Origin of the sequence: Nocardia implantans, assembly GCF_035544775.1 — a bacterium.
Classification (GTDB): domain Bacteria; phylum Actinomycetota; class Actinomycetes; order Mycobacteriales; family Mycobacteriaceae; genus Nocardia; species Nocardia implantans.
Genome location: NZ_JAYKYQ010000001.1, coordinates 808,282 through 833,802, shown reverse-complemented (window position 1 = coordinate 833,802; position 25,521 = coordinate 808,282). Strand labels below are relative to the sequence as shown.

Annotated in this window: 27 protein-coding genes, 1 tRNA gene and 1 other RNA gene; 15 read left to right on the top strand and 14 right to left on the bottom strand. The window is 66.9% G+C overall.

What is annotated here, in order from left to right:
- The first annotated feature begins 5 nt into the window (after positions 1-5).
- The gene (locus U3653_RS03750; protein ID WP_195079785.1) at positions 6-446 is read left to right on the top strand and encodes an SRPBCC family protein; all 441 of its coding nucleotides are present in this window, start codon (positions 6-8) and stop codon (positions 444-446) included.
- A gap of 87 nt (positions 447-533) precedes the next feature.
- On the opposite strand, the gene U3653_RS03745 is transcribed toward U3653_RS03750, so the two are convergent.
- Positions 534-1,823 (bottom strand): aspartate aminotransferase type Ic, encoded by a 1,290-nt coding sequence (locus U3653_RS03745; RefSeq protein ID WP_195079784.1) that lies wholly within the window; start codon positions 1,821-1,823, stop codon positions 534-536.
- A gap of 215 nt (positions 1,824-2,038) precedes the next feature.
- Positions 2,039-2,133, bottom strand: an RNA gene (gene ffs, locus U3653_RS03740) — signal recognition particle sRNA small type.
- 128 nt (positions 2,134-2,261) lie between these two features.
- Between ffs and U3653_RS03735 the strand changes: the two genes are divergently transcribed.
- Positions 2,262-2,349: transfer RNA gene (locus U3653_RS03735), tRNA-Ser, on the top strand.
- Positions 2,350-2,653: 304 nt separating this feature from the next.
- On the opposite strand, the gene U3653_RS03730 is transcribed toward U3653_RS03735, so the two are convergent.
- Positions 2,654-2,860, bottom strand: a complete 207-nt coding sequence (locus tag U3653_RS03730) for a hypothetical protein (RefSeq protein WP_195079783.1) — start codon at positions 2,858-2,860, stop codon at positions 2,654-2,656.
- Between the two features lie 190 nt (positions 2,861-3,050).
- On the opposite strand from U3653_RS03730, the gene U3653_RS03725 reads away from it, so the two are divergent.
- Positions 3,051-3,503: a type 2 periplasmic-binding domain-containing protein gene (locus U3653_RS03725; protein WP_323124469.1), complete on the top strand. Its 453-nt coding sequence runs from the start codon at positions 3,051-3,053 to the stop codon at positions 3,501-3,503.
- 99 nt (positions 3,504-3,602) lie between these two features.
- Positions 3,603-4,241 carry a hypothetical protein gene (locus U3653_RS03720; RefSeq protein WP_195079782.1) on the top strand — a complete coding sequence of 213 codons (639 nt, stop codon included), beginning with the start codon at positions 3,603-3,605 and terminating at the stop codon, positions 4,239-4,241.
- A 12-nt stretch (positions 4,242-4,253) separates the two neighbouring features.
- Here the strand turns inward: U3653_RS03720 and U3653_RS03715 are convergent, their stop codons facing one another.
- On the bottom strand, positions 4,254-5,729 hold the full coding sequence (locus U3653_RS03715; protein ID WP_323124481.1) for a WS/DGAT domain-containing protein: 1,476 nt from the start codon (positions 5,727-5,729) through the stop codon (positions 4,254-4,256).
- A gap of 174 nt (positions 5,730-5,903) precedes the next feature.
- Here U3653_RS03715 and qcrB point away from each other — a divergent pair, with 174 nt between their 5' ends.
- Complete coding sequence (gene qcrB / locus U3653_RS03710) at positions 5,904-7,547, top strand: cytochrome bc1 complex cytochrome b subunit (protein ID WP_195079780.1); 1,644 nt, start codon at positions 5,904-5,906, stop codon at positions 7,545-7,547.
- A gap of 108 nt (positions 7,548-7,655) precedes the next feature.
- Here the strand turns inward: qcrB and U3653_RS03705 are convergent, their stop codons facing one another.
- Positions 7,656-7,841, bottom strand: a complete 186-nt coding sequence (locus U3653_RS03705) for a DUF397 domain-containing protein (protein WP_435406541.1) — start codon at positions 7,839-7,841, stop codon at positions 7,656-7,658.
- Positions 7,842-8,288: 447 nt separating this feature from the next.
- On the opposite strand from U3653_RS03705, the gene U3653_RS03700 reads away from it, so the two are divergent.
- The 3 genes from U3653_RS03700 to U3653_RS03690 are packed head-to-tail and all read left to right on the top strand — an operon-like array spanning position 8,289 to position 10,488.
- Entirely contained in the window at positions 8,289-8,771 is a 483-nt protein-coding gene (locus tag U3653_RS03700; RefSeq protein WP_195079778.1) for a DUF309 domain-containing protein, read from the top strand.
- Positions 8,772-8,828: 57 nt separating this feature from the next.
- Positions 8,829-9,746, top strand: coding sequence for a tRNA glutamyl-Q(34) synthetase GluQRS (gluQRS, locus tag U3653_RS03695; RefSeq protein ID WP_195079777.1), 918 nt, complete (start codon positions 8,829-8,831; stop codon positions 9,744-9,746).
- A 46-nt stretch (positions 9,747-9,792) separates the two neighbouring features.
- A complete protein-coding gene (locus U3653_RS03690) occupies positions 9,793-10,488 on the top strand; it encodes an RDD family protein (protein ID WP_195079776.1) in 696 nt (231 codons plus the stop codon).
- A 78-nt stretch (positions 10,489-10,566) separates the two neighbouring features.
- Here U3653_RS03690 and U3653_RS03685 read toward each other — a convergent pair whose 3' ends face one another.
- Positions 10,567-11,088, bottom strand: coding sequence for a DUF4190 domain-containing protein (locus U3653_RS03685; protein ID WP_195079775.1), 522 nt, complete (start codon positions 11,086-11,088; stop codon positions 10,567-10,569).
- A 29-nt stretch (positions 11,089-11,117) separates the two neighbouring features.
- On the opposite strand from U3653_RS03685, the gene U3653_RS03680 reads away from it, so the two are divergent.
- Positions 11,118-11,897, top strand: a complete 780-nt coding sequence (locus U3653_RS03680; RefSeq protein WP_195079774.1) for a queuosine precursor transporter — start codon at positions 11,118-11,120, stop codon at positions 11,895-11,897.
- A 54-nt stretch (positions 11,898-11,951) separates the two neighbouring features.
- Here U3653_RS03680 and tgt read toward each other — a convergent pair whose 3' ends face one another.
- Together tgt and U3653_RS03670 are read right to left on the bottom strand one after the other, a co-directional pair.
- Complete coding sequence (tgt, locus tag U3653_RS03675) at positions 11,952-13,211, bottom strand: tRNA guanosine(34) transglycosylase Tgt (protein WP_195079773.1); 1,260 nt, start codon at positions 13,209-13,211, stop codon at positions 11,952-11,954.
- 60 nt (positions 13,212-13,271) lie between these two features.
- The gene (locus U3653_RS03670; RefSeq protein ID WP_195079772.1) at positions 13,272-13,739 is read right to left on the bottom strand and encodes a MarR family winged helix-turn-helix transcriptional regulator; all 468 of its coding nucleotides are present in this window, start codon (positions 13,737-13,739) and stop codon (positions 13,272-13,274) included.
- Positions 13,740-13,799: 60 nt separating this feature from the next.
- Here U3653_RS03670 and U3653_RS03665 point away from each other — a divergent pair, with 60 nt between their 5' ends.
- Positions 13,800-14,300 carry an SgcJ/EcaC family oxidoreductase gene (locus tag U3653_RS03665; protein WP_195079771.1) on the top strand — a complete coding sequence of 167 codons (501 nt, stop codon included), beginning with the start codon at positions 13,800-13,802 and terminating at the stop codon, positions 14,298-14,300.
- A gap of 232 nt (positions 14,301-14,532) precedes the next feature.
- Here the strand turns inward: U3653_RS03665 and U3653_RS03660 are convergent, their stop codons facing one another.
- The 4 genes from U3653_RS03660 to U3653_RS03645 form a co-directional block, all read right to left on the bottom strand.
- Positions 14,533-16,437, bottom strand: coding sequence for an ABC transporter ATP-binding protein (locus tag U3653_RS03660; protein ID WP_195079770.1), 1,905 nt, complete (start codon positions 16,435-16,437; stop codon positions 14,533-14,535).
- Positions 16,434-18,167 (bottom strand): ABC transporter ATP-binding protein, encoded by a 1,734-nt coding sequence (locus tag U3653_RS03655; protein WP_195079769.1) that lies wholly within the window; start codon positions 18,165-18,167, stop codon positions 16,434-16,436. The genes U3653_RS03660 and U3653_RS03655 overlap by 4 nt, the downstream gene beginning before the upstream one ends.
- A gap of 87 nt (positions 18,168-18,254) precedes the next feature.
- The gene (locus U3653_RS03650; RefSeq protein WP_195079768.1) at positions 18,255-18,758 is read right to left on the bottom strand and encodes an RrF2 family transcriptional regulator; all 504 of its coding nucleotides are present in this window, start codon (positions 18,756-18,758) and stop codon (positions 18,255-18,257) included.
- 36 nt (positions 18,759-18,794) lie between these two features.
- Complete coding sequence (locus U3653_RS03645; protein WP_195079767.1) at positions 18,795-19,388, bottom strand: TetR/AcrR family transcriptional regulator; 594 nt, start codon at positions 19,386-19,388, stop codon at positions 18,795-18,797.
- A gap of 203 nt (positions 19,389-19,591) precedes the next feature.
- Between U3653_RS03645 and U3653_RS03640 the strand changes: the two genes are divergently transcribed.
- Positions 19,592-21,886 carry an MMPL family transporter gene (locus U3653_RS03640; RefSeq protein WP_195079766.1) on the top strand — a complete coding sequence of 765 codons (2,295 nt, stop codon included), beginning with the start codon at positions 19,592-19,594 and terminating at the stop codon, positions 21,884-21,886.
- A gap of 57 nt (positions 21,887-21,943) precedes the next feature.
- On the opposite strand, the gene U3653_RS03635 is transcribed toward U3653_RS03640, so the two are convergent.
- Together U3653_RS03635 and U3653_RS03630 are read right to left on the bottom strand one after the other, a co-directional pair.
- Positions 21,944-22,219, bottom strand: coding sequence for a hypothetical protein (locus U3653_RS03635; protein ID WP_323124468.1), 276 nt, complete (start codon positions 22,217-22,219; stop codon positions 21,944-21,946).
- Between the two features lie 185 nt (positions 22,220-22,404).
- Positions 22,405-22,605, bottom strand: a complete 201-nt coding sequence (locus tag U3653_RS03630; RefSeq protein WP_039794406.1) for a hypothetical protein — start codon at positions 22,603-22,605, stop codon at positions 22,405-22,407.
- A gap of 169 nt (positions 22,606-22,774) precedes the next feature.
- Between U3653_RS03630 and U3653_RS03625 the strand changes: the two genes are divergently transcribed.
- From U3653_RS03625 to U3653_RS03610, 4 genes are all read left to right on the top strand, one after another.
- Complete coding sequence (locus U3653_RS03625; protein ID WP_195079765.1) at positions 22,775-23,068, top strand: DUF6191 domain-containing protein; 294 nt, start codon at positions 22,775-22,777, stop codon at positions 23,066-23,068.
- 63 nt (positions 23,069-23,131) lie between these two features.
- Positions 23,132-23,443: a carboxymuconolactone decarboxylase family protein gene (locus U3653_RS03620; protein ID WP_323124467.1), complete on the top strand. Its 312-nt coding sequence runs from the start codon at positions 23,132-23,134 to the stop codon at positions 23,441-23,443.
- Position 23,444: 1 nt separating this feature from the next.
- Complete coding sequence (locus U3653_RS03615; RefSeq protein ID WP_195079763.1) at positions 23,445-24,062, top strand: carboxymuconolactone decarboxylase family protein; 618 nt, start codon at positions 23,445-23,447, stop codon at positions 24,060-24,062.
- 55 nt (positions 24,063-24,117) lie between these two features.
- The gene (locus U3653_RS03610) at positions 24,118-25,521 is read left to right on the top strand and encodes an amidohydrolase family protein (protein WP_195079762.1); all 1,404 of its coding nucleotides are present in this window, start codon (positions 24,118-24,120) and stop codon (positions 25,519-25,521) included.

The window sequence follows — 25,521 nt, the reverse complement described above, 5'->3', positions numbered from 1 at the left end:
GGCCGATGGCCGTCGATGTGGTGACCGACGTCGTGATCGACCGATCACGCGAGCTGGTCGCCGCGTATTCGGCCGATCCGGCGCACGCGCCCGCGTGGTACTCGCGCATCCACAGCGTCACCTGGGAAACGGAACCTCCGCTGCGCGTCGGCTCGCGGATGACGTTCGTCGCCCACTTCCTGGGCGGCAGGCTGACCTATACCTACGAGGTGGTCGACTACACGCCCTGCGTCCTGCTGGTGATGCGCACCGCACAGGGGCCGTTTCCGATGGAGACGACCTACACCTGGGCCGATACGCCGGAAGGCGGCACCAGGATGACGCTGCGCAACCGCGGCGAGCCGAAGGGTTTCCGGAAGCTGACCGCGCCTGTGCTGGAAGCGGCCATCCGGCGGGCCAACCGCGCGGATCTGGCGCGGCTGAAGGAACTGCTGGAAACCGGATAGGCCGCGTGCCGACGCCGCCACCGGCTTTCGACACAGATGACAGCGCCCGGCACGGAAGCCGTGCCGGGCGGTCAGTCGTTCGCGGTCCTACTTGCCGAGCAGCTTCTCGGTGGCGGCCAGCAGCACGCAGGTGGCCAGGCCGTCCATCGCCTTCTCGAGCTCGGGCAGCTTCGGGAAGCTGGGCGCGATGCGGATGTTCTTGTCCTCCGGATCGTTGCGGTACGGGAAGGCCGAACCGGCCGCGGTGAGCGCGATACCCGCCTCCTTGGCGAGGGCGATCACCCGCGCCGCGGTGCCCTCCAGCACGTCCAGGCTGATGAAATAGCCGCCCTTGGGTTCGGTCCAGGAGGCCACCTTGGACGCGCCGAGGCGGTCCTCGAGGATCTTCAGCACCAAGGCGAACTTCGGCTCCAGGATGGCGCGGTGCTTCTGCATGTGCGCGCGCACGCCGTCGGCATCGCCGAAGAAGCGCAGGTGGCGCAGCTGGTTGATCTTGTCCGGGCCGATGCTCTTCTTCGAGGCGTGGCTCAGATACCAGTCCAGATTCGCGGTGGAACCACCGATGAAGCTCACGCCCGCGCCCGCGAAGGTGATCTTCGAGGTGGAGGCGAACACCAACGGACGGTTCGGGTTTCCGGCGGCGGCGGCCAAGCCGAGCACGTCGATCACCGGGGCCGCCGTGTCGGTGAGCGGATGCACCGCGTACGCGTTGTCCCAGAACAGCCGGAAGTCGGGCGCCGCCGCCGGCATCGAGACGAGTTCGCGGACAACGTCTTCGGAGAAGACGACGCCGGTCGGGTTGGAGTAGTTCGGCACCGCCCACAGGCCCTTGATCTGCGGGTCGCTCGCCAGCAGCTCGGCGATGGCGTGGGTGTCGGGGCCGTCGTGGCGCATCGGGATCGGGATCATCTCGAAGCCGAGCGCCTCGGTGATCGCGAAGTGCCGGTCGTAGCCCGGGGCCGGGCACAGGAACTTCAGAGTGTCCTCGGCGGCCCAGCGACGCTCGGAATCATTGGTGCCGTACAGCATCGCGTAAGTGATCACGTCGTGCATCAGCTCGAGACTGGCGTTGTTGCCCGCGAGCAGATTGTCCACCGGGATGTTGAGCAGCTCGCCGAAGATGGCGCGCAGTTCCGGGAGACCGTGCAGGCCACCGTAGTTACGGCAGTCGGTGCCGGTGCCGTCGCGGAAATCGCCGTCGCCGGGCAGGTTCAGCAGTCCGGCGGACAGGTCGAGTTGCTCCGGCGAAGGTTTCCCCCTGGTCAGGTCCAGCGTGAGCTTCTCGGTCTTGAGCGTCGCGTAGTTCGCGGTCTGGGTGTCGTGCTCGAGCACGAGCTCCTCATGGCTCATCAAACCGATCTGCGTTTGCCGGGGCATCCTGGGCAGCCTTTCAAGCAGCGAAGGGACGATGGGTTGGCCGGACCGATGTGCGGCGGCGACCGAACAGGTTGTCCGTGCAGACGCACGTGCATCCGCGGACGGTGTTCACGTTACCCGTGCGGCGCCCGGAATTGGAGGCGTTATCCGGGGATGGAATGCGGGGACCGCTGCCCCACCGGCTCGACGCAGGCGAGCCGCCCCGCAAGCCCTTCGAAAGGGGACCCCGCGCACCCGGCAGAGCCCGTTGACCCTTGCTGCCTTCCGGCCCTGGGGGGGTTCACAGGATGCGCGCCGCGCGGGATCCGTCGGCCAGTGTAGCGCCTCCGGCCCACAAACCCATCCTCCGGGTCCACCACCCCCACGCGACCAGGCACTTCACCCACGTCACCCCACCTATTTGGCGACCGGCCGGGGGCTACCGGTATGCTGCTCCACGGAGGATTCGCCTAGTGGCCTATGGCGCTCGCCTGGAACGCGGGTTGGGTTAACGCCCTCAGGGGTTCAAATCCCCTATCCTCCGCCAGAGAAGGGCCTGGTCAGGACGGTTTACCCCGTTCCGACCAGGCCTTTTCTCATCGGGGGCCGAACGCACTGAGAAGATGCCCGGGCGAAGCCCGTTCCCCACCATCCAGGGCCACCGATGCAAGCATCCGTGAGCGCAGCGCCCCAATGGCAACGTCTACGAGCAGGCCGCCACGCTGCATTGTCATCGGTGGGCCGCTGAAGGCCGACATGCGAGGGCCGCGTCCCCCCTGCGCAACAGAAACCAGCGAGTCGACCACGTAGCAGGGCCGCTACTGACAACAAGCAGCTTCATCGGAGCGAACTTAGCACTGGAGGATGGCGGGCCCGCTTTCTTTGCGTCCCTCGCTCGTACCGGTGTCCCAGGTGGCCCGCATGACGATCTTGGCCTGCCACACGCCCGGCAGGCAGTCCAGCGCCATCGCGGCCGTGTGGACGCTGGGGTCGGGGATCTGCGTGACTATGCCGACTGTCCCTTCGGCCGCGGGTTGCTGGTGCCCGACCGATGCCACAGCTGCAACAGTGCCGAGCCTCGACGCGGTTCGGCATCAGCGCCAACCATGTCGCGAGGAGATCAGCGAAGGTATACAACCACACGGGCGGTTCGGCGCGGTCGTCGAACCGCGGAGCGGATGCGGCCGCTGGTTGCCGCGACAGCATAGGAGAGCACATCGCATGGTGCGGATCGGTGTCACCGGGCATATGAACATCACCGCGGCTACTGAACCGTTGGTGTACGACGCGGTGCGTTCGCTGCTGGACAAGCACGATCCGAGCGAGCTGATCGGAGTGAGTTGCCTTGCGCGCGGTGCCGATTCGGTGTTCGCGCGGGCGGTACTCGATGCGGGTGGTCGGCTCGAAGTCGTGTTGCCGTCCCGCGATTACCGGGAGCGGAAGGTGAAGCCGGTTCACGCCGAGCTGTTCGACGAGCTGGTGCGGCGCGCGGCCCAGGTGCGGGTGATGGATTTCGACAACGCGGGTCGTGAAGCGTACGAAGCAGCCAACGATGCGGTGGTCGGGTCGGTCGACCGGCTGGTCGCCGTGTGGGATGGCGATGCCGGGCAGAAGGCGGGCACGGGGACGGTGGTGGAACTCGCGCGTCAGCGTGGCGTGCCGGTCGACGTCGTGTGGCCGGACGGCGCCGCGCGCGGCTGACGCCGGTCCACCGTCGGATTTCCTCCCGAGTTGCCGGACGAGCCGGATTCGCCCGATCTGGGCTGTGCGACTTCCCATTCCGATGGAATGATCTTCTCCGTGACTCAGTGGCTTCCGCTCTTCGGTTCTCTCATCGTTGCCATTGCGGCATTGGTCGGCGTGCTGGTCAACAACCGCACGAACCGGGCGGCGCTCACCGCCGCGGACGAGCGGAACCGGGTCACGCTGGACGCGGCGCAGCGCACCGTGGAGGCGACCAACGCGGCGGCCGAGCGGCGTGAGCACGACAAGTGGCGGCGGGAATCGGTGCTGACCGCGGTGTCGTCCGTGCTGTCCATCTCGAGCGATGTCCGCCAGCAGTTGCTGCACTGCGAGCACTGGGAGGCCGACGAACTCGATGACGTCGACGCGGAGATCCGGCAGCTCATCACCGGCTCGCGCGGCTACATCAGCAACCTGCGCGTGCTGTCGCATCGCAAGATCCCCAATCGCTGCGAGGACCTGATGCGCACGCTCACCGCGGCGCTGAACATCAGTTCACAGCGCCGCCGGATCGAACTCGACGGCGAGGCCACCGCCGAAGAGATCACCGAGATCCAGGCGCTGTGGTCGCGGGCGATCGAGAACACTGTCGAGGAAGAACGCTCGGTCATCAACGCCACCCGGCTCGAACTGGACATCAAGATCTCCGCCGAGGTGCACCAGGCCGCGGCGCAGCCCGCCCTCGCCCGTTCCTGACCGGCGGGCTCGTCACACCGATGGCGACGCCTCGACCCGCGTGCGGTGGGCTTCGCGCAGCGCGGCACCGAGGTGGGCGGCGTAGGCGTCCAGGTCGGGCAGCACGGCCGGGTCGGCGTGCAGCGAGATGGTGACGGTGTCGCCGAGGCCGTGCACGCCGTGGGTGAGATGCATGACGGAGCCGAGGGCCGGGAACCCGGCCGTGAAACGCACGGCGCCACCGCCGAAGGACAGATCGGCTGGGCCGCGATCGACGCTGGAGACCACCGTGTGGCCCGCGATCGAGTCGGGGACGGTGTCGAGGGGGTAGCGATCCACGTCCCGCCGCAGCAGCGGGGCCGGCATGGCCGCGGTGACCCGATCCTGCGCGGCCAGCAGCGGGTGCAGCGCGCGGACCCGCCGGTCGGCGAGCGCGGCGGCGATCTTGTCGGCGCGCAGGCGCGGATCGGGTTCGTCGACGAAGAGATCGACGCCGAGGCTGCGATAGTTGTTGCGCGGGCGAGCTGCCTCGGGAAGAGCCATCGGCACCTGCGCACCCAGCCGCTCCACCGGCTCGCCACGCTCGGCCAGGTAGCGGGCCAGCGCCAGCGACACCGCGGTCAGGACGACGACCGTGACGGTGCGGCCCGGCACCCGCACGTCGGCGGACGGGAACACCAGCATCCGCGCTTCGTGTCGCGAAATGCCCTGCGGGGAAGATCTGTTCAGCACGGTTGGGAGGAAACCATCTGCGGGCGGCGGCACTTCGCCCGACGCGGTCAGATCCGCCAGCCGCTGCTGCGCGCGAAACGCCTGGTAGCCGCGCATAGCTGTGACGGCTATCCGAACCGGCGCACGCAGTACGCCGATCGCCGAGTTCACCAGCACCCCGGCCGACGACAGGCTTGACGGCACCGCCTCGCCGATCGCCCGCCCCCGTGCCGCGAAATCTCGCGTGGACGGCCACCACGCGGAACCCCGCCGCCACGATCCCGGCGCGCTCGCGCACTCGTCCGCCGCTTGGACTCCACCGTCGGACACCGGCGGAGCCTCCGTGAACAGCGCCCGCGCGATCGCGGCGGCCCGCCGCCCATCGGCCAGGGCATGGGACATCTGGAGCACCGCCACCAGCGCGGGCTCGCCTTCCAGGCCGGGCGCGTCCTGGATCGCACGGAACACATGCAGCCGCCACGGGTGCACGGCGGCATCGACGCCGGTGCCGAGCAGGTCGCCGAGCGCCTCCAGCAAGCACGACCAATCGCGGTCCGGCAGTTCGTGTTCCATGAATTGCTCGGCGCCGAATTCGCATCGGGTCCAGCGCGGGTAATCGAGGTCGACGGGCAGTTCGCGCAGCCGGACCCGTAGGTCGGCGATGCGCGCGCTGCGTTCTGCGACGGCGGCGCGCAGTTCCTCCGTGGGGAGGCCGCGATCGGCGAAGCAATACAACAGAAAGAGGTCGTTGCGCGTGCGTTCGGACAGCCAATACATCGTCGCGTCCTGCGGTGCCATCGCGCTCACGAGTAAAACGATATCGACTCGGATCCGGTCACGTCCGCGGGGCCGGGCAATGTGAATGATCTTGTTCCACAATTCCGTCCGGAAAATCCCATCGATTCCGGCACGCGGCTCTGCTACCGTCTGTAGTAGGACCCGGATACCACTCACCCAGGCGGGGTGTCGGCCATGGCTATAGATCTAGCTCGCAAAATCGCCAACCAAGCCGATGAGGCGGACGAGCGGTACAAGGCCGCCGCGTTCGTGAAGCGGTCGATCAACAAGGTCTTCCCGACGCATTGGTCGTTCCTGCTCGGCGAGATAGCGCTCTACAGCTTCATCATCCTGCTGCTGTCGGGCGTCTACCTGACCTTGTTCTTCGACCCGTCCATGACGGAGGTCGTCTACAACGGCTCCTACCAGCCGATGCGCGGCGTGACCATGTCGCGGGCGTACGAGACGGCGCTGAACATCTCCTTCGAGGTCCGCGGCGGTCTGTTCGTCCGGCAGGTGCATCACTGGGCGGCGCTGCTGTTCGCGGTGTCGATCATCGTGCATCTGTTCCGGATCTTCTTCACCGGCGCGTTCCGCAAGCCGCGTGAGGCGAACTGGGTGATCGGCTCGTTGCTGCTGATCCTGGCGATGTTCGAGGGCTTCTTCGGTTACTCGCTGCCCGACGACCTGCTGTCGGGCACGGGCCTGCGCGCCGCGTTCTCCGGGATCACGATTTCGATTCCGATCATCGGCACGTGGCTGCACTGGCTGATGTTCGGCGGTGACTTCCCCGGCGACATCATCATCCCGCGGCTCTACATCGCGCATGTGCTGTTGTTCCCGGGCATCATCCTGGCGCTGATCGCCGCGCACGTGGCGCTGGTGTGGTATCAGAAGCACACGCAGTTCCCCGGCCCGGGCCGCACGGAGAACAACGTGGTCGGCGCCCGGATCGTGCCGGTGTTCGCCGCCGACCAGGGCGCGTTCTTCGCCTTCACCCTCGGCGTCGTCGGCCTGCTCGGCGGACTCTTCCAGATCAACCCGATCTGGAACCTGGGGCCATACAACCCGTCGCAGGTCTCCGCGGGTTCCCAGCCGGACATGTACATGATGTGGACCGACGGCATGGCGCGCTTGATGCCGCCGTGGGAGCTGTATTTGGGCCGCTACACCGTGCCCGCCGTCTTCTGGGTCGCCATGCTCATGGGTCTGGTGTTCGCCGTCCTCATCGCCTACCCCTGGATCGAGAAACGGCTCACCGGCGACACCGGCGCACACCACAACCTGTTGCAACGCCCCCGTGACGTGCCCGTTCGCACCGCGATCGGCGCGATGGCGATCACCTTCTACGTGGTGCTGACGCTCTCGTGCGTCAACGACATCATCGCCTACAAATTCCAGATCTCGTTGAACGCGACGACCTGGGCAGGCCGCATCGGCATCCTGCTCGCACCGCCGATCGCCTACTTCCTGGCCTACCGCATCTGCCTCGGCCTGCAACGCAGCGACCGCGCGGTGCTCGAGCACGGCGTGGAGACCGGCGTGATCAAGCGCCTGCCGCACGGCGAGTACATCGAGGTGCACCAGCCGCTGGGGCCGGTGGACAAGCACGGCCACCCGGTTCCGCTGGACTACCAGGGCGCCCCCGTGCCGAAGAAGATGAGCAGGCTCGGCGCGGCGGGCAAGCCGGGGACCGGCAGCTTCCTGCGCGCGGATCCGCGCGACGAGAGCGTCAAGCACTTCGAGCTCGAGCACGAAGAGGAACGCAAGCAGCTCGCCGTGCTGCGCAAGGTGCAGGAACGGGCGAACGGAAACGGGAACGGTTCCGGGCACCGATGATCCGGCGGCCACCCGCGCCGGCGCACAATCCGCACAGAAAACCGCGAAGGCCCCGAGTCCATGCGACCCGGGGCCCGCTTTGCCTTGTTCAGGCGATTCCGGCGTGACTCAGCCGCGCCGGAACTCTCCCGTCGAGACCCCCACTAGGAATGCATCCCACTCGCCCGGCGCAAACGCCAAGACCGGGCCACGTCCACTGTCCTTGGTGTCACGAACCGCGACATTGCCGTCGACGAGAAAAGCGACTTCCACGCAGTTCCCATCCGGACCGCTGTATGTGCTCTTGCGCCACACAGCGCCCGTCCAATCAACCTCCACGGCACTAGCTCCTTTGCTGCGTCGAGAGCGAGATTTCTCCTGACATCGTTCCAGCTAGCATCGGTACCCGACTGGAAAGCCGAATCCCGTGGTGCACCCCGTGCCGGAGCACACTTTCCCGGTGCGTCGATATCGCACATCGAGTTCGAGAGGAAATTAACCTCGCGCGGGGCCTGTCCCCGCGCGGTAACACTAGCAGGTCCTTCGAAAGTTTGCCCGGCTCTTGCCTATTCAATCATCGCAACCACACACGTTTGCGAAGCAACGGAGTTGCGGGAACATTGCCAACTCCCGGCATTCATTCCAAACACTGACGTACCACAATGTTTTTAACGGATGTGATTGCTCTGTTATCGGCCGACAATTCACCTCCCTCCGGAGGCCGCGTCGACGAAGGAGCGGCGGCCGTGCATGATGGAGCCTATGGTCGAACGCGATCGAGACGACGCAGGTCGCGCCCGTAATGCCCGTCCGCGCGACCGCCTCGGGCGTCCACTGCCTGCCGGCAGCACCGGAGTTGCCCGAATTCCGGACGATCTCGATCTTCCACCCCAGCAAACCTTGACCTTCGCCCAGCAACTGCTGGACGAGGGACTTGCATTCAACGCACACGAGGTTTTAGAGGCCGCGTGGAAGAACGGACCGTTCGCCGAGCGGATGCTGTGGCAGGCGCTCGCGCAGTTCGCTGTCGGTCTGACGCACATACAGCGCGGTAATCCGAAGGGAGCGCGTACACTGCTCGCCCGCGCGGTGTCGCGGTTGACGGCATACCGGCCCGAAGGCGAGCGCGCGCCCTACGATATCGACCTGCCCGGATTGGTCGCCCACGCCCGAGCCTTGCTCGCCACGCTGGAGGCGGGCGGCGAACCGGCGGACGACGACCTGCGGCCGCGTCTGCGCGGCTGACCGCCGTGACTTCTACCATGGCCGACGTGCGCATCTCATCGTCAATCAGGCGAGCCCATGAGTGAGCCGGGCGCGGGCCGGTATGCGCCGAGCCCGTCCGGGGACCTGCACCTGGGCAATCTCCGCACCGCACTGCTGGCTTGGGCGTTCGCTCGCTGCACCGGCCGCCGCTTCCTGCTGCGGATCGACGACCTGGACCGAGTGCGTCCCGGCGCCGAGCAGCGGCAGCTGGAGGATCTCGCCGCGATCGGCGTGGATTGGGATGGGCCCGTGGTCCGCCAGTCCGATCGGCTGCCGCAATACGAGTCGGCTATCGAACGCCTCACCGCCGCCGGGCTCACCTACGAATGCTTCTGCACCCGAAGAGAAATCCAGAAAGCCGCGACGGCCCCGCACGGACCGATGGGCGCCTACCCCGGCACCTGCCGCACCTTGCTCCCCGTGGAGCGCGAACGGCTGCGCGCGCAGGGCCGCCCGGCCGCACTGCGCTTGCGCGCCACGATCACCGAGTTCGAAGTGCGCGACGAGCTGCACGGTCGCTACCGTGGCCCGGTCGACGACGTGGTGCTGCGGCGCGGTGACGGCATCCCCGCCTACAACCTCGCCGTCGTGGTGGACGACGCGGCACAGGGCATCGACCAGGTGGTGCGCGGCGACGACCTGCTGCCGTCGACCCCGCGGCAGGCATACCTCGCGACGCTGCTCGATCTGCCGGTGCCGCACTATGCCCACGTGCCGCTGGTGCTCAACGCGGAAGGGCGGCGACTGGCGAAACGGGATGGGGCGGTGACACTCCGCGAACGATTGGCGCTCGGCAACACGCCGGAGGAAGTAGTGTCGGCACTGGCCGGTTCGCTCGGCTTCACCGCGACATCGTCGTCCGAGCTACTCGAGCGTTTCGACACCGAGCGGCTACCCCGCGAACCGTCGATATTCGACGTGGACGGGTTGTTGCGAAGCAGCCCATGTCCGTAACGTACGCATCGTCCAACTACTGATCAATCGACGAGGACAAACAACTATGACAAGCGGTGGGTACGACCCCAACCAGTATCCGCAGGGCGGGCAGCCGTACGGGCAGCCGTACCCACAGGGGGGCGACCAATACGGGCAGCAGCCGCAGTATGGCCAGCAGCCCCAGTACGGGCAGCAGCCTCAGCACGGCGGCCAGCAGCAGCAATACGGTCAGCAGCCCCAGTACGGCCAGCAGCAGCCGCAATACGGGCAGCAGCCGCAGTATGGGCAGGAACCGTACGGCCAGTACCCGCAGCAGCCGGGGTTCAACAACTACGGTGGCCAGCCGGGCGACCTCGGCACCCGGATCGGCGCGCGTGTCATCGACGCGCTCATCCTCTACATCCCGTACCTCATCCTGTACACCCTGTTCAACAACTCGCTGGGCCTGACCATCGGCCTCAGCATCGTGTGGACCTTGGTCCAGCTCGGCTACTTCGTCGGCATGGAGACCTCGCAGGGCACCACGCTCGGTAAGAAGATCCTCGGTCTGAAGGTGCTCGCCCCTGGCGGCGCCGCGAAGATCGAGCCGGCCACCTCGCTGAAGCGCAACATCTTCGTCGCGGCCAACATCATCCCGTGCGTCGGCGGCCTCGTCTCGCTCGGTTTGGCGATCTACATCATGGTCACCATCTCGCAGGACCCGAACAAGCAGGGCTGGCACGACAAGTTCGCCGGCGGCACCCAGGTCGTGAAGGCCTGATCCGCCGCGGCGGGCAAGAAAGCGGAAGGGGCGCACCCGAATGAGTGCGCCCCTTCTGCTTTTCCGTAACCGGCTGCGCTACGCGCTGGTCGCCCCCGCGATGATCACCACGACGAACCACAGGATGCCGAGCACGATCGCGCCGACCCCGATCCAGATGCCGGCGAGCGCCATGCCGCGCCCCTCCTGGCCGGTCTGCTTGACCTGGTTCAACGCGATCACGCCGAGGATGATGCCGACGATCGACCCCAGTCCGCAGGTGACGAACCCGACCAGCGACGAGATCAGCGCGCCGATCGCCATGCCGTTGGTGCCTTGCGACGGGACTCCGTAGGGCTGGTAGGGCGTCTGGTAGCCGTACTGCGGCTGGGCGTAGGGCTGCGCGGGCGGCTGGTAGGACGGGTACTGCGGCTGCGGAGGCGGCGTCATCGGCTGCGAGGGCGGCTGCACCGGGTACTGCGGCGCCGACGGGTAGCCCGACGGCTGCTGCTGCTCCTGGCTCGGATACTGCGGGACCGAACTCTGCGCCCCGGACTCCGGCGACACGCCTTGGCCGCCGTACTGCTTCCACCATTCGTCGGAGTCCCCGGGATTCGTCATTGCTACAGCGTATTCCACAACCTGGTTTGATGATGCGGGTGAGTGAGTCGAAAACCACGCAAGAGCACGGCGGGCCTGGACGCCCCGCGGACCATGCGGCATTTGCCCAGGTAGCGCGGGGGTACTACGCACCGATCGTGGCCCTGTTCACGGCAACCCTGATCATTTCCAACATCTGCGCCACCAAGGGGGTGGAGTTCTTCGGCGACCGGTCGGTGTCGCTGGGGCCGCTGCAAATCCTTCCGATCGCCACCGACGGCGCCTTCTTCCTGTTCCCGTTGGCCTACATCCTCGGCGATGTGCTCAGCGAGGTGTACGGCTTCCGCGCCACCCGGCGGGCCATCTACTACGGCTTCGCCGCCCTGCTGCTGACGGTCGCCTGTTTCGCCATCGCGATCCGGCTGCCCGCCGCGAGCTTCTACGACAACCAAGAGGCGTTCCGCACCGTCCTGGGGACGACGCCGCGGCTCGTCATCGCGGGCCTGGCCGGGTACTTCGTCGGCCAGTTGCTGAACTCCGCGACGTTGGTGCTGATCAAGGAGCGGACGAAGGAAAAATACCTGTGGGCCAGGCTGATCGGATCGACCATCGTCGGCGAGTTCGCCGACACACTGATCTTCTGCTCGATCGCCGCGGGCGCCATCGGCATCGATACCTGGCAGCAGTTCGTCAACTATGTGATCGTCGGCTTCATCTGGAAGACCCTCTGCGAGGTATTCGTACTCCCGATCACCTACCGGGTGATCGCGTTGCTCAAGAAGCGCGAACCGAGCTACGCACCGACCGAAGCGGATCCGCTGCACACCTGACGAAGTTCCCGGCCACACCACGGAGGGCGCGGGCAACGAGAGCCGATCGGAGAGTCACCGATCCGCCTCACGCCCCGCGCCCTTCTTGCTTTTCCAACGGCCCAGGGTCTCCGCTTTGTGCTCATCGAAGTAGCCGCCCTCGATGCTGTGGCGGATGCGGTCGACCAGGCGGACCGTGAACCGCTCGTTGTGGATCGTGCACAGCGTGGCCGCGAGCATCTCCTTGGCCTTGAACAGGTGATGGATGTAGGCGCGCGTGTAGTTGGCGCAGGTGTAGCAGTCGCAGTTCTCGTCGATCGGGGTGAAGTCGCGGCGAAAGCGGCTGGTGTTGATGTTGAAACGACCGGTGTCGACGTAAATGGCGGCGTTGCGGGCGACCCGCGACGGGTTGACGCAGTCGAAGGTGTCGGCGCCGTTCTCGATGGCGGTGAAGATGTCCTCCGGCTCGCTGATGCCGAGCATGTGGCGTGGCTTGTCTTCGGGCAGCTCGTCACTGCACCACCCGACGATGGCGCCCAGATTGTGCTTCTCCAGCGCGCCGCCGATGCCGTAGCCGTCGAATCCCGTCCCCGCGTTTCCGCGAATCGATTCCAGTTCGCGGCATGCCTTCCTGCGCAGGTCCTCGTACTGCGCGCCCTGGATGACGGCGAACAGCGCTTGGTAGGGACGGTGCGTGCGCGCGGCGGTCAGCCGCTCGTGCTCGTCGATGCAGCGCTGCGCCCACTCGTGCGTGCGCTGCACCGATCGTTCCTGGTAGGCGCGGGTGTTGAGCAATGTGGTGAGTTCGTCGAACGCGAACATGATGTCGGCGCCGAGCTGGTGCTGGATGGTCATCGACACCTCGGGCGTGAAGCGGTGCACGGAGCCGTCGAGGTGGGAACGGAACGTGACGCCGTCGTCGTCAACGGTGGCCAGCCGCTCTTTGCCCGGTGCGATCACGTCGTCGCTGCGCACATCGACCGCCTCCATCGCGAGCACCTTCTTGAAACCGACGCCCAGCGACATCACCTGGAAACCGCCGCTGTCGGTGAAGGTCGGCCCCGGCCAGTTCATGAACGCGCCGAGCCCGCCCGCCTCGTCCACGATGTCGGCGCCCGGTTGTAAGTACAGGTGATAGGCGTTCGCGAGCAGCGCTTGGGCGCCGAGTTCCCGCATGGTTTCCGGCAGCACCGCTTTGACCGTCGCCTTGGTCCCCACCGGGATGAAGGCGGGCGTGGCGATCGGCCCGTGCGGCGTGGCGATCACACCGGACCGGCCGTGCCGTCCGTCCAAGCGGGTACCGAGGGTGAAGGAGAAGGATTCGGGACCGGACACCCCGCTATCCTCGCAGTTCGGTGGTCGCCGCCCGAACCAGGCCACTGCTCGTCACAGGCATCAGCATGATTCGCCCGACCGCGAGACACGCTCGGTTTGCTCCTGGTGCACCCGCAGCGCGGTGCGCAGGAAGTCGAGTGCGATGCGCAGTTCGTCGGTGTCGAACCGTGTCAGAGCCTCGGCGCCCGCCTTCCCCACGGGTTCGAAGATCTCTCGCGCCACCTCGGCGGCCCGCGCGGTGGCTTCGATCAGGATCCGCCGCCGATTACCGGGATCTTGTGCGCGCGAGACGAATCCAGCCCGGGTCAACCGGTCGACGACGGTGGTGGTGGCGGCGGGACTCAGTCGCAGCGCGGCGCTGAGCTCCCCCGCCGTCAACGGGCCACGGCCGAGCACGATGTCCAGGCAGCGCAGGTCGGTGCGGTTCAACCCCAGACGAACGGCCGCGGCCTCGTCGAAGGCGTCGAAACTCTGCTGCAGCGTCCGCAGCTCTTGCGCGATCGCGCCGATCAACTCTTCTTTCGACATTCGAATCTTTCTGTTATCTTACATTTCGATAGTCGAATCTTAACACCGGAAGGCACCCCCATGGACGCGACCCTCGACCGCACCGACGACCGCGCGCTGCGCAGCCTGTTCGACGAGCTGATGCGCACCTGGACCGATAACGACGCCGCCGCGTACGCCGCCCTGTTCACCGAGGACTCCGACTACGTCTCCTACGACGGCACCCGAGCCACCGGCCGCGGCGAGCATCAGGCCAACCACGAAAAGCTCTTCCGTGGAGTCCTGGCCGGGTCGGCACTGGTCGGCGATCTGGAGTCGATCCGCTTCGTCACCCCCGACGTGGCGATCGTGCACGGCACGGCATCGGTTCTGATGCCGTGGCGCTCGCGCCTCCCCCAGCGCCGGCTGTCCCGCCAAACGCTGGTGACCGTGCGCACCGACCAGGGCTGGAAGATCACCGCACTACACAACGGCCGCGTCCGCCCGGTACGCATCCCCGGACCGAACTCGTTCCCGTCGAAGATGTCCCAGCTCATGAGCCGCCTGTCCCACCGCCTCGGCCTCGGCCGGAAACGGTCGTGAGTGCGGGCCGACTGAGCGAGCTGTTTCGGCGCCCGTGCGAGCGCACCGAGACAACGATGCCGTGCGCGCGACTCCCCTGACGAGCCCAGCGCCGGCCCACCCACACCTGCGAACGAAGAGCAGCCAGAGCGAGCATCCGCCGGGCTCACGTTCGGTCCGAGCCGACAACGAGCCACTACACCGCGCACCTGGTCGCGAGCTTCGACCACGCCGCGCCGCAGGCGCGGCCAAATCACACAGCTCCAGCGAACTGGGCGTTGTACAACCGGTAATAGGCCCCGCGCTCATCGAGCAGGCGTTCGTGCGAGCCGTGTTCCACGATGCGGCCCGCTTCCATGACGACGATCAGGTCGGCGTCGCGGATGGTGGACAGGCGGTGGGCGATGACGAAACTGGTCCGGTCGCGGCGCAGGGCGGCGGTGGCGTGCTGCACGAGCAGTTCGGTGCGGGTGTCCACCGAGCTGGTCGCCTCGTCCAGGATGAGGATGGACGGCTTGGCGAGGAACGCGCGCGCGATGGTGATCAGCTGCTTCTCGCCCGCGCTGACGCCGGCGCCCTCCTCATCGATGACCGTGTCGTAGCCGTCGGGCAGCGCGTGCACGAAGCGGTCGACGTAGGCGGCGCGGGCCGCGGCGAGGATCTCCTCTTCGCTCGCGTTCGGGTTGCCGTAGGCGATGTTCTCCCGGATGGTGCCCTTGAACAGCCAGGTGTCCTGCAGCACCATGCCGATGCGCGAGCGCAGGTGGTCGCGGGTGATCTCGGTGATGTCGACGCCGTCGATGGTGATGGTGCCCGCGTCCAGTTCGTAGAACCGCATGAGCAGATTCACCAGCGTGGTCTTGCCCGCGCCGGTGGGGCCGACGATCGCGACCACGTGGCCCGGCTCAGCCACCAGCGACAGGCGCTCGATCACCGGCTTGTCGGGTTCGTAGCGGAACGAGACTGCCTCGAACTCCACGCGGCCGCGGTCGACCGGGCGCGCGTCGGCCATCACCGGGTCGGGGCTCTGTTCCTCGGCGTCCAGGATCTCGAAGATCCGCTCGGCGGAGGCGACGCCGGACTGCAGCAGGTTCGCCATCGCGCCGAGCTGGGTCAGCGGCTGGCTGAACTGGCGCGAGTACTGGATGAACGCCTGCACCTCGCCGAGCGAGAGACTGCCCGTGGCCACCTTCAGGCCGCCGACCAGCGCGACCAGCACGAAGTTGACGTTCCCCAGGAACATGATGGCGGGCATGATCAGGCCCGAGATGAACTGCGCTTTGAAGCTGGCCTGGTAGAGCTGCTCGTTGCGCTGGTCGAACTCCTTGCCGACCTCGCGGTTGCGGCCGAACGCGGTGACCACCTCGTGCCCGGTGTATGCCTCCTCGACCTGGGCGTTGACCAGGCCGGTGTACTTCCACTGGTCGACGAAGTGCGGCTTGGACCGCTTCGCGATCTGCGCGGTGACCACGATGGCGGCGGGCACGGTGAGCAGGGCGATCACCGCGAGCTGCCAGGAGATCCAGAACATCATGACCAGGATGCCGAGCACCGAGAACACCGAGACCAGCAGCTGGCTCATGGTCTGTTGCAGGCTCTGGGAGACGTTGTCGACATCGTTGGTCACGCGGCTGAGCACGTCACCGCGCGGCGCGGAGTCGAAGTACCGCAGCGGAAGCCGATGGATCTTGTCCTCGACATCGCTGCGCAGCCGCTTCACCGTGCGGTTGATCACGATGTTGAGCAGGTAGCCCTGCAACCAGCCGAAGACGGCCGCGCCGATGTACAGCGCCAGCACCAGGGCGAGGACCCGCCCGACCGCGCCGAAGTCCACCCCGACGCCCGGGACCACGTTCATCGCGCCGAGCATGTCGGCGAAGGTGTCGTCGCCGTTGGCCCGCAGGGCCTCGATCGCCTGGTCCTTGGACACGCCGGACGGCAGTTGTTTGCCCACCACGCCGTCGAAGACCAGGTTGGTCGCCTTGCCGAGGATGTAGGGGCCGATGGTGTTCAGCACCACGGAGACGATGACGAGCGCGACGATCAGCGCGACCTGCACCCGCTCCGGCGCGAGCCTGCGCAACAGTCGTTTCAGCGAGGGCCCGAACGACTTCGCCTTGGTGCCGGGTGCGCCGGGGGTCGGCATTCCGGGTCTCATCGCGCCTCCTCGGCACTAAGTTGCGACTCGACGATCTCCCGGTACTCCGAACAATCCCGCAGGAGCTGATCGTGGGTGCCGATGCCGGCTATCGCGCCGTCCTCGAGCACCACGATCTGGTCCGCGTCCCGGATGGTGGCGATGCGCTGCGCGACGATGATGACCGAGGCGTCGGCGGTCTCCGGCTTCAGCGCCTCCCGCAGCCTGGCGTCGGTCGCCACGTCCAGCGCGGAGAACGAGTCGTCGAACAGATACACCCTCGGCTTCTTCACCAGCGCGCGGGCGATGGCCAACCGTTGACGCTGACCGCCGGACACGGTGGTGCCGCCCTGGGCCACCGGGGTTTGCAGCCCTTCGGGCATCTCGCGGACGAAATCGGCGGCCTGCGCGATCTCCAGCGCGCGCCACAGCTCCTCGTCGGTGGCCTGCGGGTTGCCGTAGCGCAGGTTGCTCGCGATCGTGCCGGAGAACAGGTACGCCTTCTGCGGGACGAGGCCGATCTGTGAGCGCAATATCTCCAGGTCGATATGGCGCACATCGGTGCCGCCGACATAGACCGCGCCGTCGGTGACGTCCATCAGCCGGGGTACGAGGTTGATCAGCGTGGTCTTTCCCGCGCCGGTGGAGCCGACGATCGCGGTGGTGGCGCCGGGACGTACCTGGAATCGGATGGCCTTCAGCACCGGCTTCTCCGCGCCGGGGAAGGCGAACTCGGCGAACTGGAAGTCGACGACGGCCGGGTCGTCGGTGAACGGCTGCGGCAGGCGCGGCGGGTGCACCGAGGACTCGGTGTCGAGCACCTCGCCGATCCGGTCGGCGGAGACCGCGGCGCGCGGGGCCATCATCGCCAGGAACGAGGCCATCATCACGGCCATCAGGATCTGCATGATGTAGGACAGCATCGCGGTGAGCGAACCGATCTGCATGTGCCCCGCGTCGATCGCGTGCCCGCCGAACCAGATCACTGCCACGGCGGTGACATTGCTGATCAGCATGACCGTGGGGAACATCAGCGCCATCAACCGGCCGACTCGCAGCGCGGTGTCGGTGAGTTCGGTGTTGGCCAGGCCGAACCGCCAGGTCTCCTGGCGTTCCCGCACGAAGGCGCGCACCACCCGGATACCGGTGATCTGTTCGCGCAGAACGCGATTCACCTCGTCGATCCTGGCCTGCATGTCCCGGAAGCCGGGCACCATTCTGGAGATCAGCACGGCCATGGACAGGCCGAGCGCGGGCACCGCGATCAGCAGCAGCCAGGACAGGCCGAGATCCTCGCGCAGCGCCATGATGATGCCGCCGACGCACATGATGGGCGCCATCACCAGGATGGTCGCCGACATCACGATGAGCAGCTGCACCTGCTGAATGTCGTTGGTATTGCGAGTGATGAGCGAGGGCGCGCCGAACATGCCCACTTCGCGCGCGGAGAACGTGCCGACGCGGTGCAGCAGCGCGCCGCGCAGGTCGCGGCCCGCGCCCATCGCCGCCTGCGCGCCGAGATAGACCGAAGTGGCCGACGCGACGATCTGCACACCCGTGACCGCGAGCATCCACAGGCCCGTGGTCCAGATGTAGCCGAGGTCGCCTTTGGTGACGCCGTTGTCGATGAGGTCCGCGTTCAGGCTCGGCAGATACAGCATCGCGATCACGGAAATCAGCTGAAGCGCAACGACCCCCGCCAACTGGGCGCGATAAGGCTGCAGATGCGAGCGGAGCAGTTGGATCAGCATGATGAGTCGCAGGCTACCGGCTGTCGGCGCGATGCGCCCTGATGTTTTCTGACCTGCATGGATGCTCTCCCGTGGTGGTGTGCGGGGCTAGCGGCGCGCCCAGGCGCCCGGATCTTCGGTGAGCGCCCCGACGAATCCGGGCAGCCGGTCGCTCGCGATGTCGGCGATGGTGACGTTCTCCAGCACCGCGCGAATATTGACCCGCAGCGCGATCCACACCCGCTGCAACGGCTCGGCCGCACCGGCGTAGTGAACGTCCTCCGGGCGCGCGCCGCGCACCGACGCCAGCGGGCCCTCGATCGCGCGGATCACGTCGGCGACGGAGATCTCGGCGGCCGGCCTGGCCAGCCAATAGCCGCCGTCCGGCCCGCGCCTGCTGATCACGAGTTCGGCGCGGCGCAGTTCGCCGAGCACCGACTCGAGCACCTTGGGCGGGATCCGCTGGGCGGTGGCGATCGCTTCGGCCTTGACCATCGGCGCGGCCTGCACGGCGGCTGCGCCGAGCCCGACCACGGACCGGTTCAGCCGCGGCGCACTGGCGATTTCGAGCAGCGTCCGCACCGCGTAATCGATCTTCGCGGTGATGTGCACAGCGGCGACTCCTGGCGTCGAGGGGATGGCTCGAATCTACGCGGCGCCGCCGCCAGCGAGCACGCAGGTCGCGGCGTCCAGCAGTGACGATTCCACCAGCGAGTCGTCCGCACCAGGCACGAGTTCCTTGGACACCAGCGCGACACCGATCACCTCCAGCGCGGCGCAGGCGCGCAGATGCGCTTCCTCGGTGGCGTCCGGCCCGGCCAGCCACAAGCGCAGTTCCCGGGTGGTCTCCACCAGATCGGGGTAGCGGTCGGCCATGGCGTTCACGATCGCGACGGTGTCGCGCACGACCAGCGCCCCGGCGTCACGGTGATCGATCAGACCGCGCAGATATGTTCGCAGCACCCGGCGGATGCTCTCGCTGTCGTGCGGGACCTGGTCGAGATCGTTCACCACCGAGCGCATGTGATCGACGATCGGATCAATGATCGCCAGGAGCAGATCGAGTTTCGACGCATAGTGATAGTAGAGCGACGCCTTTGTGATTCCTACCGCATCCGCGACCTCACGCAGGCTCGTCTGCTCGAATCCTTTGGCTCCGAAAAGTTTCACCGCGGCGTCCCGAATCGCGCTTTTGGTGCCTCCACCTGCGGCGACAGCGCCGGGTGTGTCACGCACAGCCATCCGATGATCCTCTCATCACCTTCGCATCGAGCGAATCTCGCCCGCAGAATAGAGGTTGTACCTCCGCTTATCCGCTGGGTAGTCTACCTACCGCACGGTAGGCAGAAAGCGTCAGTGGAGGCGGAGGCAGGCAGGGCACCTCCGCGAGTGCTGTCTACACGCAGAACCAGCACGATCCCAGTCATCGCTAGGAGTAACCACTCGTGTCCGTTTTTCTGTACAGATGGGGGAAGTTCGCCTTCCGCCGGAAATGGATAGTGCTTCCCGTCTGGCTCGTCTTGTTCGTGCTCCTCGGTGGCCTGGGCGCGCAGCTCAGCAAGCCGATGAGCGACGACTTCAGCATGCCCAACCTGCCCTCGGAGCGTGCCAACGAAATCCTCGACAAGCACTTCCCCGGCGCCTCCGCCGCGTTCGAGCTGGACGCGGTCACCGGCACCTACGTCGCGGCCGCGCCGGAGGGACAGACGCTGACCGATCCGGCGAACCGTGCGGCGCTGGACGCGTTCATCGCCAAGCTCGGCCAGCTCGACATCGTCGACCACAGCAAGCCCATCGCCAACCCGGTCGAAGCGGCCGAGAAGATGGGCTGCCTGAGCAACCCCGATCCCGCGCAGTGCAGTGGCGCCCCGCTGAACGTGCTCAGCAAGACCGCGCCCGCGACCGTGGCCGTGATCAATGTCCCGTTCACGATCGCGAAGGTCACCGACGTCACCGACGCCAACCGGGAAGCGGCCTACGACATCGCCGCCGACGCCCGCAACGCCGGGCTGACGGTGGAGATGAGCGGCTCGATCGCGCAGAAGCAGGAAGCGCCGAGCGGCAAGTCCGAGATGATCGGCATGGCGGTCGCGCTGGTCGTGATGGTCGTGGCGTTCGGCGCCATCGTCGCGGCGTTCGTGCCGATCGTCACCGCGATCATCGGTCTCGGCGCGGCCACCTCTTTGATCATGCTCGGCACCTCGGTGATCGAGATCCCCAGCTTCACCACCTTCCTCGCCTCGATGATCGGCATCGCGCTGTCCATCGACTACGCGCTGTTCATCGTGTCCAGGTACAAGCACGAACTGGCGGTGCAGGATTCGCCGGAGGAGGCCGCGGGCACCGCGCTCGGCACGGCCGGTTCCGCCGTGGTGTTCGCCGGCCTGACCGTCATCATCGCGCTCGCTGGTCTGAGCATCGTCGGTGTCCAGTTCATGACGTTCATGGGTCTGGGCGGCGCGATCGCCGCCGGTTTCGCCGTGCTCACCGCGATCACGCTGATGCCTGCGCTGCTCGGCGCCTTCGGCCGGTTCCTGTTCAAGCCGAAGCTGCCGGTGGTCGCCCAGCACGATCCCGAGGACGAGAACTCGGTCACCAACGGCATGCGTTTCGGCCGCCTGATCGGCCGCGCGCCGTGGGTCGCGCTGATCCTGAGCGTCGTGGTGCTCGGCGCGCTCGCCGCCCCCGCCGCCGGCCTGAACCTGGGCCTGCCGGGCGAGGACAGCATGCCGAAGACCTCCACCATCAGGAAGGCCTACGAGCTGCGGACCGAAGGCTTCGGCGAAGGCAGCAACGGCGTGCTGAACGTGGTCGCCGACCTGAGCGCCGTCCCCGCCGAGAACCGGGATGCCGCGGTGAAGGCGCTGCGCGACAAGCTCGCGTCCTACCCCGACATGGACTACGTGACCGAGCCGCAGTTCAGCCAGGACCAGCAGGGCGCGATGCTGAACGGCGTGCCGAAGTCCGGGCCCAACAACCAGGCCACCAAGGACCTCGTGCGTGACGCCAGGGAGGCCGAAGGCCAGCTGAAGGCCGAGTACGGCATCGAGTACGGCATCACCGGCACCACCGCGATCTACGCCGACGTGGACCACGTGCTGCTCAGCAAGATCGTGCCCTACCTGGCGATCGTGGCGGGCGCGGCGTTCGTGCTGCTGATCCTGGTGTTCCGGTCGATCCTGGTGCCGCTCACCGCGGCGCTCGGGTTCCTGCTGTCGATGGCCGCGACCTTCGGCGCGACCGTGCTGATCTTCCAGGAGGGCAAGCTCGGCCTGATCGAGGACCCGCATCCGCTGGTCAGCTTCATGCCGATCATGCTGATCGGCCTGGTGTTCGGCCTCGCGATGGACTACCAGGTCTTCCTGGTGACCCGGATGCGCGAGGAGTTCGTGCACGGCAAGTCGGCCAAGGACGCGGTGGTCGCCGGTTACCACCACGGCGCGCGTGTGGTGACCTCGGCGGCGATCATCATGATCTCGGTGTTCGGTTCGTTCCTGCTGGAGACCGACGTGACGGCGAAGTCGTTCGGCTTCGCCCTGGCGGCGGGCGTGCTGCTGGACGCGTTCATCGTCCGCATGGTGCTGATTCCGTCGCTGCTGGTGCTGATGGGCAAGTGGTCGTGGTGGATGCCGAAGTGGCTCGACCGCATCCTGCCCGACATCGACGTCGAGGGCACGAAGCTGCGTGAGTTGCAGCAACGTACCGCCGAGACGGCGAAGGTGCCGGTCGGCGTGAGCTGATCCGGAGAGCATCACCGGGCCCCGTATCCGTACTGCGGATACGGGGCCCGGTGCGTTTCACCCGCTCGGTTGGGGCAGCTCGCAGCCACCGACCTTGGGATTCACCCCGGCGTAGTTCAGCGGACCCGCGAGGGCGGTGAGACCGATCGTGCCCCAACCGGCGCAGTTGATCGGGGGGCCGCTGTCGAAATAATGCCGTTGACCGGCCGCGAGCAAACCGACCGCCAGCCAAGCCAGCAGCAGGAACCCGAATACCCGGGAGCCTGTGCCTGAGCCGCGCCCGGCACGCGCACGACGTTCGTAATCACGCCCCCGGCGTCCGTAATCACGCATCTCATCGGTCCCTTCCGTGCTCCCCGTCGAGCGGGGATACCCGGACACACCGACAGTTACCCAACAAATCCGAGGTACAGGCGACTCTTCGCGAGTTGGCAAATATCTAGTTCAAGTCTCGCGCGGACGAAAAGCGGACGGCCGGGTGGCATACCCACCCGGCCGTCCGCGGTCACTCGATCGAATTACGGGCTCGGTTGCGGGACATTGCAATCCGCGACCTTCGGATTGACGCCCATGTAGTTGAGCGGTCCGGCGATCACCGTGACGGCGATGGTGCCGAAACCGGCGCAGTTGACCGGCCCACTGTCGAAATAATGGCGTTGTGCTGCGGCTACCACGCCGATCAGCAACCAGATCAAGACGATTACACTTCCGATTCTCATGTTTCTCTCGCGCATCGCTCCCGCGCGGATCGTCCGACGGCGCATGTGGCATCGCGTCCTTCCCGCACTTTCCGTATCGGGCGTATACCCGCGATCGCCTCGGTTACCCGTCGCGAAGCGGGCAATTTTCACCCGGTTCGGCGGAAGCGCCTGCTGGTAGCTTCGTGGCATGGCAGCGCTGTTCCAGTGGTCGATCCCCGGCTGGGTGATCCTGCTCGTGCTGGTGGCCGTCTACGAGATGACCGTGAACAAACGCCGCAGGCGCCGCCGCACCCCGATCTCCGGCACGTTCACCGACGAGTTCACGGCGCTGTTCTACGCGACCAAGCGCATGGAGCTGGACCACCGTGAATCGGTGTCGATGTTGCGGGACGAGCAGGGCCAGGGCGCGCCGCCGCTGGCCGCGGTCGATCTGGACGACCGGAAGGTCGTGCTGCGCAGGGCGAAGGACGACAACCCGTAGCGCTGCGCCGATTCTCAGCGCGGGCGGTCGGCGTCGGACAGAATGAGGCCCATGCGTGGCTCGATGAGTGAGAAGTGGCAGCGGTTCGGCGAACACCTCGAGTCCGCGCCGGGGCGGTTGCCGAGCCGGGTCCGCCGGGCGCTGAAAGCCGGGGCCGCCGGGACGACCGAGTCCGGCCAGTACGTGCCGGCGGAACTCGCCGCCTTCGCCGACCTGGTGGCCGAACGGTCCTACCGGGTCACCGAGCAGCAGATCGCGGCGCTGAAAGCGGCCGGGCACAGTGACGACGAGATCTTCGAGGCGACCGCGGTCGTCGCCTACGGCGCCGCCGACCGGCGCCTGCGCGCCGCGCGCCTGGCTTGGGAGGGGAACTGAGATGTGGCTCGAGGCAGTGCGATCCGGTCACGACCGGCCGACCAAACTCGTGTTGTGGACCATGCGGCGGTTCAGCGGCGTCGAGGTTCCCGCCGTGCTCAAAGTGCTGTTCTACCGGCACCGGTTCTTCGGTTCGCCGTTGTCGGAGCTGATTCAGGACATCATGCGCGGACCGTCGTACTGGACCGTCGCCGAGCGGGAGATCTTCGCGACGCACACCTCGCAGGCCAACGAGTGCCCGTTCTGCGCCACCTCCCACGAGGCGATCGCGGGCGCCTACATCGATGCCGATGTGGTGACCCGGGCACTGGCCGGCGGCACGGACTCCCCGCTGCGCCCGGAAGCGCGGGTCATGCTCGATTTCCTGGCCAAGATGGCTCGTGACCCCGACGGGTTGACCGCAGAGGACGCCGCGGTGGTCCGGCTGGCGGGCGTCTCCCGGGAGGCGTTCGACGAGGCCGTCTGGGTGGGCACCTGCTTCAACGTGATCAACCGGATGATGAACACGGTCGGAGCGGGTCCACTGGAGGATCGGCAGCGCGGCGTGAGCGCCCGATTCATCAAACTCGCCGGTTACCGTATGCCGCCTCCGGTGACATTGTTCTCGCGCGGCGTCTGAGCGCATTTCACCTGATCCGCTCGCGCGCCGGATCGATGTGTGTTTTGCTCGAACGGTGAGCCAAGTCCACTTGGGGCACATTTTCCACATCGCCGGAAGTCCCGCTTCCGGCGATGCGGCCGACGCTTTGACCGACGTGCCGGACGGGGCTCTGGTGATCGACGAGAGCGGCCGGGTCGCATTCTGCGGACCGCGCTCCGATATCCCGGCCGAACACCATTCCGAAAAAGTGTTCGATCACCGTCCAGGGTTCTTGCTTCCCGGGTTCGTCGACACACATATTCACTTCCCGCAGACCTTCGCGGGCGATGCCTACGGCGGCGGCCAGCTGCTGGAATGGCTCGAATTGTGCATCTATCCCGCGGAATCCCGCTACGGCGACCCGGAATTCGCGCGCTCGGCGGCCACCGAATTCTGTGCGCGACGCATCGCCGCGGGCACCACGGCGGCGATGGTCTTCGGCTCGGCGTTCCCGCACGCGCAGGACGCATTGTTCAGCGAGACCCGGCGGCGAGGTCTACGCATGGTCGCGGGGCGTGGCATCCAAACGACCGGAGCGGACGCGGCGGCCGCACTGATGACCACCGAGGCCGATGCCATCCGATTGACCAGCGAAGAGATCGCCAAGTGGCACGCCGCCGACACCGGTGACGTGGACACGGCGCTACTGCACGTGGCGATCGTGCCGCGATTCTCGTTGGCGGTCACTCGCCAGACGCTGAAGAACCTGGGTGATCTCTACGATTCGGTGCGCGAACGCGGCGTCTATTTCCACAGTCACCTCAACGAGAACAACCGTCCCGGGACCGGCGAAGTCGACACCACCAAGCAGGCGTACGACGTCGCGACCTACCTCGACACCTACGACGGAAAGTTCCTGCCGGGATCGGCCGTTGGCGGCAAGAGCCTGCTCGGCAGGCGCAGCATCCTCGCGCACTGCGTGCACTGCCAGGACGTCGAGCTGCGGCGGATGGCCGAAACCGGCACGTCGGTGGCGCACTGTCCGGTCTCCCAGCAGTTCCTCGGCTCCGGCACGATGCCGTGGAAGCGGACGCTCGCCTCGGGTGTCACGGTGGCCGCGGGCACCGATTACGGCGGAGGCGACGAGTGGCTGATTCCGCAGGTGCTGTCGGCCGCGTTCAAGGTGCACATCTCCGAACCGGGCGAGCAAGGTGTGTCGATGCATCCGGCCGAAATGCTGTTCACCGGTACGCTGGCCGGTGCGCGCGCCTTGGATATGGAGAATCGTTTCGGCAACTTCGACGTCGGTAAGGAAGCCGATTTCATCGTGATCGATCCGGCGCGGGTCCCGGCGCTGGAAAGCTCGCTGGCATACGGCATTCGTTCCGACGACCCGGTACTGGCTCGGGATCAGACCCTGTTCGCGCTGCTGATGGGTATTCGCGAACCCGCGATCACCGAGGTCTATGTGCGGGGCCGTCGCCTCGACGTCACATAG